The sequence below is a fragment of the Bacillus paramobilis genome, assembly GCF_038096195.1.
In the GTDB taxonomy this organism is placed as follows: Bacteria; Bacillota; Bacilli; order Bacillales; family Bacillaceae_G; genus Bacillus_A; species Bacillus_A mobilis.
On sequence record NZ_CP151108.1, the window covers coordinates 3819892 to 3833420 of the forward strand.

General features: G+C 35.2%; 13 protein-coding genes. 2 read left to right on the top strand and 11 right to left on the bottom strand.

The annotated features are described in order from the left end of the window. Positions 1–168: 168 nt before the first annotated feature. The 10 genes from resC to AABL52_RS19540 form a co-directional block, all read right to left on the bottom strand. A complete protein-coding gene (gene resC, locus AABL52_RS19495) occupies positions 169–1326 on the bottom strand; it encodes a cytochrome c biogenesis protein ResC (protein WP_000250070.1) in 1158 nt (385 codons plus the stop codon). 14 nt (positions 1327–1340) lie between these two features. Next, positions 1341–2966 carry a cytochrome c biogenesis protein ResB gene (resB, locus tag AABL52_RS19500; RefSeq protein ID WP_098258219.1) on the bottom strand — a complete coding sequence of 542 codons (1626 nt, stop codon included), beginning with the start codon at positions 2964–2966 and terminating at the stop codon, positions 1341–1343. 121 nt (positions 2967–3087) lie between these two features. After that, positions 3088–3609: a thiol-disulfide oxidoreductase ResA gene (gene resA / locus AABL52_RS19505; protein ID WP_097845513.1), complete on the bottom strand. Its 522-nt coding sequence runs from the start codon at positions 3607–3609 to the stop codon at positions 3088–3090. A gap of 94 nt (positions 3610–3703) precedes the next feature. Then, entirely contained in the window at positions 3704–4432 is a 729-nt protein-coding gene (rluB, locus tag AABL52_RS19510; RefSeq protein WP_000440552.1) for a 23S rRNA pseudouridine(2605) synthase RluB, read from the bottom strand. A 292-nt stretch (positions 4433–4724) separates the two neighbouring features. Continuing rightward, positions 4725–5255, bottom strand: a complete 531-nt coding sequence (gene spmB, locus AABL52_RS19515; protein WP_000029511.1) for a spore maturation protein SpmB — start codon at positions 5253–5255, stop codon at positions 4725–4727. Continuing rightward, on the bottom strand, positions 5252–5848 hold the full coding sequence (spmA, locus tag AABL52_RS19520) for a spore maturation protein SpmA (protein WP_341518227.1): 597 nt from the start codon (positions 5846–5848) through the stop codon (positions 5252–5254). The genes spmB and spmA overlap by 4 nt, the downstream gene beginning before the upstream one ends. After that, positions 5841–6965: a D-alanyl-D-alanine carboxypeptidase DacB gene (gene dacB / locus AABL52_RS19525; RefSeq protein WP_341518228.1), complete on the bottom strand. Its 1125-nt coding sequence runs from the start codon at positions 6963–6965 to the stop codon at positions 5841–5843. The genes spmA and dacB overlap by 8 nt, the downstream gene beginning before the upstream one ends. Positions 6966–7076: 111 nt before the next feature. Further along, positions 7077–7991, bottom strand: a complete 915-nt coding sequence (locus tag AABL52_RS19530; protein WP_000082672.1) for a superoxide dismutase — start codon at positions 7989–7991, stop codon at positions 7077–7079. Positions 7992–8096: 105 nt separating this feature from the next. Further along, positions 8097–8588: a YpuI family protein gene (locus tag AABL52_RS19535; RefSeq protein WP_000067571.1), complete on the bottom strand. Its 492-nt coding sequence runs from the start codon at positions 8586–8588 to the stop codon at positions 8097–8099. A gap of 21 nt (positions 8589–8609) precedes the next feature. Further along, on the bottom strand, positions 8610–8999 hold the full coding sequence (locus tag AABL52_RS19540) for a hypothetical protein (protein WP_000583793.1): 390 nt from the start codon (positions 8997–8999) through the stop codon (positions 8610–8612). A 185-nt stretch (positions 9000–9184) separates the two neighbouring features. Here AABL52_RS19540 and mprF point away from each other — a divergent pair, with 185 nt between their 5' ends. Beyond that, entirely contained in the window at positions 9185–11767 is a 2583-nt protein-coding gene (gene mprF / locus AABL52_RS19545; protein ID WP_097845515.1) for a bifunctional lysylphosphatidylglycerol flippase/synthetase MprF, read from the top strand. Positions 11768–11771: 4 nt separating this feature from the next. On the opposite strand, the gene AABL52_RS19550 is transcribed toward mprF, so the two are convergent. Beyond that, entirely contained in the window at positions 11772–12560 is a 789-nt protein-coding gene (locus AABL52_RS19550; RefSeq protein ID WP_341518229.1) for a hypothetical protein, read from the bottom strand. Positions 12561–12735: 175 nt separating this feature from the next. Here AABL52_RS19550 and deoD point away from each other — a divergent pair, with 175 nt between their 5' ends. Continuing rightward, entirely contained in the window at positions 12736–13443 is a 708-nt protein-coding gene (gene deoD / locus AABL52_RS19555; protein WP_000110707.1) for a purine-nucleoside phosphorylase, read from the top strand. Positions 13444–13529 lie beyond the last annotated feature (86 nt).

Consider the following 13529-nt stretch of genomic DNA (forward strand, 5'->3'; position numbering starts at 1 on the left):
GTTTGTTCAATTTTTTTCCAAAACTATGTATTTTTTTTGAACAGTATATAATGTCCTCGACATCATTTTACAAAATCAACCGCTACTTTGTCATGTTTTTCTCAAAAAAGAAGAAAAGTTGACAAAAATAAAATAGGAAAGTGACATTCACTCTCCTATTTTATTTCTCTATGCGTATGAATGTAAACCCGCGATAATTAAGTTTACTACAATAAAGTTAAACATAATGATCGCAAAACCAATTACCGCTAACCACGCTGACTTCTCTCCATGCCACCCTTTTGATAAACGTAAATGTAATACCGCCGCATAAAAGAGCCAAGTAATAAGCGCCCAAACTTCTTTTGGATCCCAGCCCCAAAAACGTGTCCACGCTATTTGTGCCCAAATCATCGCAAAAATTAATGCACCTAATGTGAAAACTGGGAATCCAATTGCAATAGATCGATATCCGATTTCATCTAGTAAATCACTATTCGTATGCTTTACTAACGGCTGAAGCGCCGCTGATACTCGTTTCCGTAAAACAAGTCTTAATACAATATAAAGTAACGTTCCTACTAACACAGACCAAATTACAGTATTTAATTTTTTCGCATTTACAATCGCTGGAACTTCAACTGTCGGCTCTAATTTATTTTCTGTCAATAACTTCCCTTCATGCGGTCCAACTAAAGCAGGAAGGTTGTACTTCATCTCCACTTGTTGTTCATTTTTATCAATCCATTGAAATTTCGCTTCATATTTCATACTAGAAAATACCGTTGTTACTCCAATAAATCCAACTGTACAAACAAGTGTGAACACGACCGCTTCTAACCAAAATGTACGTTTCGTTCTTTTTGATTGATCTACATTTTTCAATAAATACATAACGCCTGTAATAAAACTAATCGCTAAGATTGCTTGTCCTGCAGCCGCAGTCGTTACGTGAATATGTAACCAATTACTTTTTAAAGATGGAATAAGCGGAGATATTTCCCGCGGAAACATACTCGCATAGGCAATTAATAAAAGCGCAACTGGTAATGCAAATAGTCCGATTATACTTACACGGTACATAAAATACATGACAATAAATGCTCCGACAAGCATCATGCCGAAAAACGTACCGAATTCAAAAAAGTTACTAACCGGTGCATGTCCTGATGCAATCCATCTCGTAACAAAATATACTGTTTGTGCAATAAACCCTAAAATTGTAATCGTTATTCCTATATTTGCCCATTTATGACCTTTTTCTTTAATTGCTCCCCCGAAAAATAGAGTTGCAATTAAATATAAAATAAATGCGGTAAAGAGAAAGTTACTACTTATTTGCACCATATCGTTTCCCCACCTTAACTAATTTTTTTATCTACTACTTTATCGCTTGGCTGCGGAATTGCTGTACCTTCTAGTACTCTTTCAATATCTTTCTTTAAACCGAACCAATTTTTATTCGTATGTCCTGCAATCCACCATTCATCATTAACGCGTTGTATCCAAATACGGCGATGATTCCAATACATGCCTTGAATGACACCAACCATAAATATAAATCCTCCAATACCGAGAATCCAAAGCGTTAAATCTTTCCTTACAGTAAGTGCTGTTGCATTTTGCATTTCCACACCTGCAAACGACATTTTATATTTATTATTTCCATCAGGTTCTATATTTTGCTGAATACCAACAAAACTCACTTCACCATCTGGTGTTTCAGGCGTAAACATTTTAAACACAAATGCAGGGTTGTTTGGTAATTTCGTTTTTGTATTTGGTCTTCCACTCTCATCAAAATAAAAATCAGGGAAATAGCTTAATAATTCTAAAGAATAACCGTTTCCTAAATCATATTTTTCTGTAGGATTCGTTAAATCAACTTTAATCGGTCCCCACTTTTGATTATTTTCTTTGTTTTGCAAGTTAAAGGACATACTTTTAAATTCATTTTCTTTATAATCCACTTGATAAACAGCAAATCGATCAAATTTCATTGGCTCATTTACTCGAATTTCCGCTTCTTTTACTTTTTCTAATTTTGGTTTTTGTCCTGCTATATTTTCGCCGACCGCTTTATACAATACAGCATTCGTTTGGAAGTTTTTCGCAATCATCTTATCGCCTACACGATCAATCGCTTCATCATAAACTTCCTTGTCCTTACTTTTATCATAAACTTCCTTTATAAACTTCTCGTTTTTTAAATAGTATTGTCCATCCGTTCCGGGTATTTCTTTCGTTTCACCATCACGTAACCAAAGCGCTTCATCTACGTACATACTCGGTAAAAAACGGAGCATTGCACCGAATAAAAAGATAATGAGACCGATATGATTCACATATGGACCCCAGCGTGAAAACCGTCCCTTTTCAGCTAAAATGTTACCGTCTTCCACTTTCACGTTATAGTTCGTTTTCTTTAAATTCATTTGGATTTTTTCCAAATCACCATCTTGCGTTGTACCAGTGCCGTATAATCTTTGTCTCTTTAAAAAACTAGGGTGTCTTTTCACCCCTTGCTTCTTTAAGGCTTTATAAAGCGGAATGACACGATCTAAACTGCATATCACAAGTGAAATACCAATTGAAGCAATTAAAATCATATACCACCACGAACCGTATAAATTATTAAATCCTAATTGATAGTATAATTGCCCTAAAAATCCATATTCTTGCTTATAATATTCAGCTGGTGCAATCCCTGGAGTTATGTACATTTCTTGCGGAAAAATAGTTCCAATCGCCGATGCAGCTAAAGTAATTACAATGAGCCATACACCCACTTTTACAGAAGAGAAAAAGCTCCAAATTTTATCGACTATCGTTTTTGTTTGCGTGAGAGATCTCCGAGCACTTCCCTCATAGCGCATATCCAATAGTTTTATATTTTCATTGCTTTCAAATGGTTTCCCACATGCTTCACAAAAAACAGTTCCTATTGGATTAACATGTCCACATTCACACTTAATTTCTTTCAACACTCTCACCGCCCCTGTATCTATATGTACTATTGTATATTCTAACCTCAAGTTACCGCAATACTCAGAATTTTTAAACCAGAGGCACTATATGAATGCACCTCGTATGTAAAGGCTTTCTTTATTACGGAGTAATTTTCTTTAAATACTCCTCTAATTGTTCTATCGTTTGTTCACCTTTAATCTCTTGAATCACCTTACCATCCTTATCAATCAAGAAGCTTGTTGGTAATGGTATTACTCCATACGTTTTTATAATTTCTCCACCTTTATCAATTGCGACTGGGAACTTAAGATCGTATTGTTTCACAAAATTCTTAACAGCAATATCTGTTTCATCTGCATCTAACGCAATAATTTCAACTCCTTTTTCTTTATACTTTGGATATAATTCATTCATATAAGGCATTTCTTTTTCACACGGTTTACACCAAGTGCCCCAAAAGTTTAAAAATACACCTTTTCCCTTTAAATCTTTTAATTCAATTTTCTTTCCTTCTAAATCTGTTACAACAAAATTAGGTGCTTCTTTTCCGATTTGCATTTTCTCTTCTTTAGTGAAATATCCTTGATAAAGTGTAAATCCTACAGCACCGCATAAAATGAGTAGAATAATAATGCGAAATAATAAGCGATTTTTTTTCATATTGTCTCCCCTCTCTTCGACGAGTGATAAATATATGTATGTTTTAATAAATCACCAGCGGAACATTCCACTGGTGAAAGTTTCACACTATCGATTAGCGCGGCTTTGTAGAAGCCAATGCACGTAATTGTTTCACCTCATGTGGTGACAATTCTCTCGCATCACCAGGGCGCAAGCTACCCACTTCTAAAAAGGCGTAGCGTTCACGCTTTAGTTTCACTACTTTACAATCTAACGCTTCAAACATGCGGCGTACTTGACGATTACGTCCTTCGTGAATCGTTAATTGTACAATCGCAGTCTCTTTACGCTTGTCCCAAGAAATAATTTTCACTTGTGCTGGTGCTGTTTTCCCATCTTCTAATGCAACACCTCGTTCTAACATGCGAATTTTCTCACCTGTTAATGGCCCTTTAATTTTTGCAACATACGTTTTTTCAACTTTATATCTTGGATGCATTAATACATTTGCAAATTCCCCATCATTTGTCATCAATAATACGCCAGACGTATCATAATCTAAGCGTCCGATTGGGAATAAACGTTGTCTAATTTCAGGGAAAAAGTCTGTTACAACACTTCTTCCTTTATCATCTGATACACTTGAAATTACGCCAGTTGGTTTATATAGTAAAAAATAAACAGGTTCTTCTTTTTCAAGAGGGATGTTATTTACTTCTACTTTATCTTGAGGAGTGACTTTCGTTCCTAACTCCTTCACTATTTTTCCATTTACTTTTACTTTTCCTTGCTGAATTAATTCCTCAGCCTTTCTTCTCGATGCAATACCTGCTTGCGCAATCACTTTTTGTAATCGTTCCATTTCTTTTTTTCACCTCGAATTTATCTTACCTTACATTAGAAAGACTTGGCAACCGCATACACTTAACGGCTTTTTGCTTCATCTTACTTAAACAACATAGCGATGATAATAAACATATAAAGGGCAAATCATGTTTTTACCTTTTATTATTGTCCATATTCTTCATATTGCTCACAATAAAAGTTCATCATTTTGTCAAAAATACCGCATAAAAAAACCACTATTAAGCAACACCTTAATAGTGGTCGTATACGTATTATAAGCGAAATATCATAAAAAATGAATAGCCGCCTTACTTAAACATTAAAGAAACAAACACAATCGAACAAATAATTCCTATTAAATCGGCGAAAAGTCCTACTTTTAATGCATCTCCCATTTTTCTAATTCCAACAGCTCCGAAGTATACTGTTAAAATATAAAAAGTCGTATCTGTACTCCCTTGCATCGTAGAAGCCAATCTTCCAATAAACGAGTCTGGCCCATATGTGGCAATTAAATCGGTCGTAATACTTAAACCAGCAGAGCCTGAAATAGGGCGTATAAGTGCTAGTGGAACAATTTCTGCTGGGACATGAATTAAATCTAACATCGGCTTCATTACTGATATCATTGCATCTAATGCACCTGAAGCTCGAAATATTGAAATAGATACAAGCATCCCAACCATAAACGGTAAAATGGAGATTGCAATTTGAATTCCTTCTTTTCCTCCCTCAACGAACGATTCATAGGTTGGCACTTTCTTTATCGTGCCATATAAAAGGATAAAACCAATTACACAAGGGATTACCCATAATGAAATTGTATTTACAATACTCATTTTTTCCGCCCCTTCCTACTCCTTCTTCGGTAAAAATAGCGGTCAATCCAAATCGCTCCGATCATAGAGAGTACTTGTGCAATGAATGTTACCCCAACAATTTCAGTAGGATTCGCTGATTCATACGTCATTCGAATCGAAATGACAGTAGTAGGAATTAAAGTAATCGCTGATGTATTTAACGCGAGAAACGTTACCATAGAACGGCTCGCCGAATCCTTCCCTCCATTTAATTCTTTCAATTGTTCCATCGCTTTAATACCAAGAGGGGTCGCTGCATTCCCTAATCCAAAAAAGTTTGCCATCATATTCGATAAAATAAATCCCATTGACGGATGATCTTTCGGTATTTCTGGAAACAATCTTTTTACCATCGGCATAAAAAGTGACACTAACTTTTTTAACAACCCTGCTTCCTCTGCAATTTTCATTAAACCAAGCCAAAATACTAAAACACTAATGAGTCCTATACAAATTGTTACTGCGTCTTTTGCTCCGTCAAATACAGCTTTATTTATTGCTTCCATCGTTCCATTTATCATGGCATATACGATCCCTATGACTGCCATCGCTACCCATACGAGATTAACCATCGCTCCCAACACCTATCATATGAGAAAAAATTTCTTTCACATTATTCCAGTACATTCCCGTTGTAGCTACTAACTTTCGTTTACTATAAAATAAATTCCGTTCTCCAACTTTCTCATTGCCAACATAAATTTCTGTCTTCCCAACCTTTACGCCATCCTTAAGTTTTGCACTTTTATCGAGTTCAACTTTTAATACGACATCCTTTCTTTCTTGCTCAGTTAATGGCACCGCAAAACTATTTTTCGTATAAACATGATTGGCATATTTCTTTTCAGTTATTTCAGCAAGGGCTCCTTGTCCTACAACGTTCGTTTGCTTGAAACGTTCAAAACCTTTATCAAATAAATTCATATGATCATCCCAATCGCTAGAAGCACTCAAAGTTACGACAATTAGATCTAGTCCATCTTTTGATGCTGTTGTAACAAGCGTCCGCCCTGCTTTCTTCGTAAAACCTGTTTTTCCTCCTGTTGCAAATTCATAATACGACGTCACGAGTTTATGTTTGTTTTTCCACGGATAATCCCACGAATCTGATTTATACGTTTTGGTCCCAAAAATCTTCTTAAATGTTTCGTTCCCCATTGCATACTTCGTTAAAAGTGCCATATCATAGGCCGACGAATAATGGGACCCATCTCCATCCAAACCATGTGGGTTTGAAAAGTGAGTATCTTTCATTCCAATTTGTTTCGCCTTTTCATTCATTAAATATACGAACCCTTCTATACTCCCTCCTACATTTTCAGCAATTACTTGTGCTGCATCATTACCAGATCTAAGCATGAGTCCGTATACTAAATCCTCTAACTTCACTTTCTGTCCAGGTTTTAAATAAATTGCTGAGCCTTCTACTCTCACCGCTTCATTACTAACCGATACCATTTCTTTCATTTTTCCTGATTCAGCAGCTAACAACGCTGTCATAATTTTTGTTATACTAGCAATTTTTTGTGACTCATGTTCTGCTTTCCCGTATAATACACGACCTGACTGTTGTTCCATTAATACAGCATTTCGAGCACTGACATTACTGTTCATCTTTGCATATGTAGGAATTGGCATAACGCTTGCGTACATAATAAGAAGCATGATTATTACACAAATTCGTCTCATATTTCCCCCCACGTCCTTTTGGCACTTTTTGTACAAGTGTATGCTTGGCCTTTTAAAATATGAACGAAATCTCTTGTCCCTCCCAATAAAAAAGACGCAGAAAACCTGCGTCTAATACGGTGTCCATTCAATTTGTTTCGCACTTTCAAATCTTTTTTCGACATCAGGCCAATTTACAACATTCCACCAGTTTTTAATATATTCATCTTTTCGATTTTGGTATTGTAAATAATACGCATGTTCCCACACGTCTAGTACGAGGAGCGGTATGGTATCCCATTGTGTAAATAATTGATGAAGTGTACTCTGCAAAATTTCTAATCTTCCAGATCGTGGCACCCAGACGAGAATCGCCCATCCTGATCCTTCTACTTTAGAAGCTGCTTCTGTGAAATGTTTTTGAAAACGTAAAAAACTCCCAAAATCTTGTTCGATCTGTTGCGAAAGAGCCCCTCTTGGACTTCCGCCGCCATCTTTTTTCATGTTATTCCAAAATATCGTGTGTAAGTAATGACCTGATCCATGAAAAGCCGCTTCTCTTTCCCAATGCTTAATTAAATCAAATTGATTCGTTTTTCTCGCTTCTTCCATCATCTTCTCTGCCTTATTTAATCCTTCCACGTAACTGCGATGATGTTTATCATGGTGTAACATCATAATTTCTCTAGAAATATAAGGTTCTAATGCATTATACGGATAAGGTAATGGTGGAAGTGTGTGCCCTCCAATTGGAACAGCTCGTTCACTATCCCCTCTTTCATATAGTTCATATTCCTCTTCTCCTTGCACGAATACTTCCTGCAAATGATGCTGAATATGTTCTACATCATCACTTATCTCATACATAAACTCTGCATCTGTATCATACTCATGCTCTTTCATACGATCTAATAACGTTTGAATTTTATAAGCAAGCATATGGACATCATACACTTCCATTGCACGGCTATCTAATACGTGAAGAACACTTTCACACCAGCTTTCTACTTCATGAAAGTAATCTGTAAATACACCTTGCTGACTCATGTTACACCTCCTTAATGCTATCCCCATAAATATATTCAAAGGAAATCCCTTATATAACTTTACAAAAGGAAAAGAAGCTAAGTTCCCTTAGCTTCTTTTTCGCAATTAATATTTGTGTAACATCTTTGTTTGGTAATCCGTCTCATAATATTCTAGTTCTTCACGCATCAATTGAAATTTACCTTCTAAACTCTTCATCACTTGCTCTACAGACGCTGGTGGCGTTTGTTGAAAAACGATGGAGTTTTTCCCTGTATAGGCAGACCTACTATTTTCATACCAATGATCACTCTTTGGTGAGAAAAACTCTGCAATTACTTGATGATAAATTTTATATAAAATTTTTTCAGCTGCTGTTTTTCGAAATGGCTGGCTATTTAACAAAACAAAACATGCATCATGTCCTTCTTCACAAAAAACGAGAAGACGTCTCATTGATGCTAATAGCCCTTTATAATATTGCTCGTGCCCTGCCGGTGTTTCTTCTAATAAAGAAGGTAACGTATGATAATTTACATAATTGGTTATCAGTGTAATAACATCTTCTAAAAACATAGAAACTTGTTCCGTTTGATTTTCAACCATAAGATTAGACATTTTTCCCTCTCCTTTGCCATTTCACGCTATTTCTACTCTTTTATTTTTATGTAATTCAGCCAATATTTCTTGTACTTTCACCACTGTTCCCTCATCAAAATATTGTTGGAATTCTTCTATATTATTTACATACAAACGTTTTCGCAGGCGATGCTCATTCTCTTTCAGTAAACAACATATCGCTACAATATCCCGTAAATATATGTCTTGTTCTTCTACTTTATATACTGGATTTCCTTCAAAAGGAGTAATTTCTTGTAAAACTTCTTCAAAATATCGAACGTATAAAACAGAAAAAGTTCTCTCTTTATTATTTAATATATATGTCACTTCAGATCTATTAAAGAAATCTTCTGATGTATTAGGCTTTGCTTTCTCTAACTCATATCCCGCATAACCTATTATAATCATCTGCTTCCCCTCTCTTCCTTCTTTCAATTCATTTTAACTTAATTTTCTGACAAACGAAATACTCTTTTAAATATAACCGTTATAAAAAATAGCTACCTATACAGGAATTTACCTTTTTATTTTTCTTGAAGTTTGTCATAATAATATTATTGTCTCAGTTTTCTTATACAAGGAGAGTTGTATTTATGTCGTTTTCATGGAAACGTTTCTTACAAATCGGGAAAATTATCTTCCCATTTGTTGTATTAACAATTGTATTCTTTCAAGCAAAAAAAGAATTAGCAGGCATTTCTTTTTTAGAAGCAATCAATACAATTAAAAACATTCCAACCGGAGGAGTCTTTTTAGCAATTACACTTGGCGCATTTGCCGTATCAACAATGTTCTTTTATGACTATGTTATGCTTCGTTATTTAAAAGCTGATATACCAGTCCAAAAGATTTTCCGTATCTCATGGATTGCTAATACTTTAAATGGATTTATTGGATTTGGTGGTCTCGTTGGAGCTGGTGTACGCACAATGCTTTATCGTCCTTACATAAAAGAAAATGGCAAACTTATTAAAAGTATCGCCTGGATGACAACTGCTTTTATTAACGGATTAGCCATTCTTTCATTCCTCGGTCTTATTGGAATATTAGACACAAGTTTTATTTTGCATGAAAAACCGTGGCTATGGCCTGTTCTTATCTTTTTCGCTCTTTTCGTCCCTATATATATCGGTTTTTCTAAACTTAAAAATAGAAAAACAAACCAAACCGAAGGACAAGAAGAAGCAGAAGAGAAAAACCCAACTGTTTTATACTCATTAGTTTCATTAGTCGAGTGGGTATCTGCTGGTATTGTTATGTACGTCATATTAATATTATTTGGCATCGATATCGAATTTCAAAAGTTTTTAGGTGTGTATGTAATTGCTGCTTTAGCTGGCGTTGTGAGTCTTGTGCCTGGTGGCCTTGGTTCATTTGATCTTGTCTTTTTAACTGGACTCGGACAGTATGGCATTGATACAGGCGTATTATTACCTGCTATGTTATTATATCGCCTCGTCTATTACATTTTACCTTTCTGTCTTGGTCTTATTTTTGCAGCTTTTGAAATGACAGGCGTGGCCATTAAAAAGTTTGAAGATAAACCTTTTATTGCGCCTGCATTAGAAACAACTGGTGTTATATGGACTTTGCAGCGTGATTTTCTAGGAAAATTAGGTTCATGGGCATCTGCTGCCTTAACAGTATTTGCTGGACTAATGGTTATTTTATCGACCATTCTACCAACAAGTATAAACAGAGCACACGCCTTACATATTCTAGCTCCAAAACCTCTTATTCAATTTTCTTTTAGCTTATCACTAACATTTGGTATTCTCCTGCTAATCCTTTCACGAGGCATATATTATGGAACAAAACGTTCTTACTATATGACGATTATTTCTTTAATCGGAGCAGCAATCTTTAATACGCTAAAAGGAATTGATATTGAAGAAACGTTTATTTTATTAATCGTACTCGCTGTATTATATATGCTTCGTAAAAGATTTGTACGCGAAAAAATGGAAGTCTCACTTTCTGATATGGTAAAAGTTTTTATATTCCTACTTATAACTTTATATTTATATAAAAACTTAGGTATTTTATTTGCAGGTGCAAAAGAAGCCTTTAAACCTGATTTTGTCGTTCGTAATATTACACAAGTGAAACGAAGTGCATTAGCAGCTGCCTTTTTCGTTCCTACTTTTTTACTGATTGGCTCACTCATTGCCAACCGTTATCGAAATGAATTTCCCGGGCAACCAGCGAATGATAAAAGATTGCAAAACTTCTTAGATGAACATGACGGAAATGTACTTAGTCATTTAGGATTTTTAGGGGATAAACAATTCTTCTTCAGTAGTGATGGGAAAGCGCTCCTTCTCTTCTCTATAACGGGAAAACGTCTTGTTGTGCTAGGTGATCCAATTGGGGATCCTTCCTCCTATCGTACTGTGTTACAAGAGTTTTTAGCTGAGGCTGACCGATTTGGATACATTTGTGTATTCTACCAAATCGAAAGTAAATGGATGAGTTTATATCATGATTTTGGTTATAACTTCTTTAAGCTTGGTGAAGAAGCTGTCGTTGATTTAAATACATTTACAATAACAGGAAAAAAACGCGCCGGTATGCGAGCGACTTTCAACCGTTTTGAAAGAGAAGGCTATACATTCTCTATTCACCAGCCACCATTCTCAGATGAACTTTATGAAGAGTTAAAAAAAGTTTCAGAGGCATGGCTCGGCGGTAAAAAAGAGAAAGGCTTTTCACTTGGATACTTTGATCGTGAATATATTAGCCGAGCACCTATCGCTACATTATCTGATGCAGATGGAAAAATCATCGCATTTACAACCTTTATGCCGGTATATCAAGACGGTTCATTGTCTGTTGATTTAATGCGATATTATCCAGATGCACCTAGTGGCATTATGGATGCAATTTTCATTCACCTATTCCAGTGGGCCAAAGAAAATGAATACCATTCCTTTAATATTGGTATGGCACCACTTTCAAATGTAGGTTTATCGACACAATCTTTCTGGTCTGAACGAGTTGCTGCTGCCATCTTTAATAATGTTCGTTATACGTATAGTTTCAGCGGGCTACGTCATTTTAAAGAAAAATATAAACCAGCATGGAGCGGCAAATATTTAGCATTTAGAAAGAATCATTCTTTACCAATTACAATGCTCTCTGTAACAAAATTAATAGGAAAACGAAAAAACAGCTAAACATTTAGCTGTTTTTTCGTTTTTGAACTTGTACAATAAATTCTTTTTCATATTTCTTACCATTTATATAGAAATCTCCCCATATTTTATACGTTCCTTCGACAGGAAATGTAATACGATATTGTAATTGCTCATCTGTATCCACAGGTATTGCATATAAAAAGGTCTCTCTTGTTTCGTCCACGATATAGAGCGCCTCTACTTCTCCTCTCTCTGAATGTAATTTCAATTTTTCACCCTTTTTCGCTTGGAATTGAAATGTTAACGTCGCTGGTTCATTCGGATGCAAGGCACCAAATAATAGAGAAACTTCATACTCCCCTATTTTTTTTGTAAGCACACTATCGATTGGAAATTTTACTTTTTTCTTATTTTTCTCCTCTATTTCTCTCCCAAAATCTTTCTTTGCAAATGATTCTACAGACTTATTTTTGTCTTCATATAAAAATATTGTATATCCTTCATCTTTCACTATTTTGGAAGAAACCTTATATGATCCATTCCCTGCAAATGTAGGTTTCATTTGTTGTACATGTTTTAATTGTCCGTCTACAATAACTGCCCGAATTTGATCATTCACACCACGAACTTCGTTATTTTTATTATTTAGTAATTGAAACGAAATAGCTACTTTCTCATTTCCTTTTCCATTTGACACATCCCATTTTACTTCCTGAACATCACCTACAGTCTCTGTAGTTTCCTGATACTTCTTTATGTAAAATCCTCCTACTACAATAAAAAGCAAAGCAACAAGTCCAATGACAAGATTTTTCAAAACATCACCTACCATTTTTATTGTCTCTGTTCATACAAAACTTCTTACATATATATTCTAGATTATGATTTATGAAATCCTCCTGCTTTGCACATATTACAAATAATTAAAAGATTTTAATTGAAAGGATTGATAGTGTATAATGCAAATGATATTGATTTCTATCAATACATTATAAGGAGGACTTTTCATGAGTGTACATATTGAAGCCAAACAAGGCGAAATTGCTGAATCTATTCTATTACCTGGTGATCCATTACGTGCAAAATATATTGCTGAAACATTTTTAGAGGACGTTACTTGCTATAATAACGTGCGTGGTATGTTAGGTTTCACTGGAACTTATAAAGGAAAACGCGTATCTGTTCAAGGTACAGGTATGGGTGTTCCTTCTATTTCTATTTATGTAAACGAATTAATCCAAAGCTACGGAGTTAAAAATTTAATTCGCGTTGGAACTTGCGGTGCGATTCAAAAAGACGTAAAAGTACGTGACGTTATTATTGCAATGACAGCTTGTACGGATTCTAATATGAACCGTTTAACATTCCCAGGTTTTGATTTTGCACCAGCTGCAAACTTTGACCTGTTAAAGAAAGCTTACGATGCTGGAACTGAAAAAGGCTTACACGTTCGTGTTGGTAACGTTTTAACAGCAGATGTATTTTACCGCGAAAGCATGGACATGGTTAAAAAACTTGGAGATTACGGTGTACTAGCAGTAGAAATGGAAACAACTGCTCTTTACACATTAGCAGCGAAATATGGTGTAAATGCGTTATCTGTATTAACAGTAAGTGACCATATCTTCACTGGTGAAGAAACAACATCTGAAGAGCGTCAAACTACATTTAACGAAATGATTGAAATCGCTTTAGATGCAGCAATTCAACAATAATACATTAAAGAACTCGTCATACGTCTGTCGAGTTCTTTTTATGTGACTTTTTATATAAAACTACTTTCGGAAGAGACAGATTTTCT

Excerpts from the sequence above, each read along its gene's own strand:
- resC (WP_000250070.1), bottom strand. The coding sequence starts at position 1,326 with ATGGTGCAAATAAGTAGTAACTTTCTCTTTACCGCATTTATTTTATAT.
- resA (WP_097845513.1), bottom strand. The coding sequence starts at position 3,609 with ATGAAAAAAAATCGCTTATTATTTCGCATTATTATTCTACTCATTTTA.
- rluB (WP_000440552.1), bottom strand. The coding sequence starts at position 4,432 with ATGGAACGATTACAAAAAGTGATTGCGCAAGCAGGTATTGCATCGAGA.
- spmB (WP_000029511.1), bottom strand. The coding sequence starts at position 5,255 with ATGAGTATTGTAAATACAATTTCATTATGGGTAATCCCTTGTGTAATT.
- spmA (WP_341518227.1), bottom strand. The coding sequence starts at position 5,848 with ATGGTTAATCTCGTATGGGTAGCGATGGCAGTCATAGGGATCGTATAT.
- dacB (WP_341518228.1), bottom strand. The coding sequence starts at position 6,965 with ATGAGACGAATTTGTGTAATAATCATGCTTCTTATTATGTACGCAAGC.
- AABL52_RS19530 (WP_000082672.1), bottom strand. The coding sequence starts at position 7,991 with ATGAGTCAGCAAGGTGTATTTACAGATTACTTTCATGAAGTAGAAAGC.
- AABL52_RS19535 (WP_000067571.1), bottom strand. The coding sequence starts at position 8,588 with ATGTCTAATCTTATGGTTGAAAATCAAACGGAACAAGTTTCTATGTTT.
- AABL52_RS19540 (WP_000583793.1), bottom strand. The coding sequence starts at position 8,999 with ATGATTATAATAGGTTATGCGGGATATGAGTTAGAGAAAGCAAAGCCT.
- mprF (WP_097845515.1), top strand. The coding sequence starts at position 9,185 with ATGTCGTTTTCATGGAAACGTTTCTTACAAATCGGGAAAATTATCTTC.
- AABL52_RS19550 (WP_341518229.1), bottom strand. The coding sequence starts at position 12,560 with ATGGTAGGTGATGTTTTGAAAAATCTTGTCATTGGACTTGTTGCTTTG.
- deoD (WP_000110707.1), top strand. The coding sequence starts at position 12,736 with ATGAGTGTACATATTGAAGCCAAACAAGGCGAAATTGCTGAATCTATT.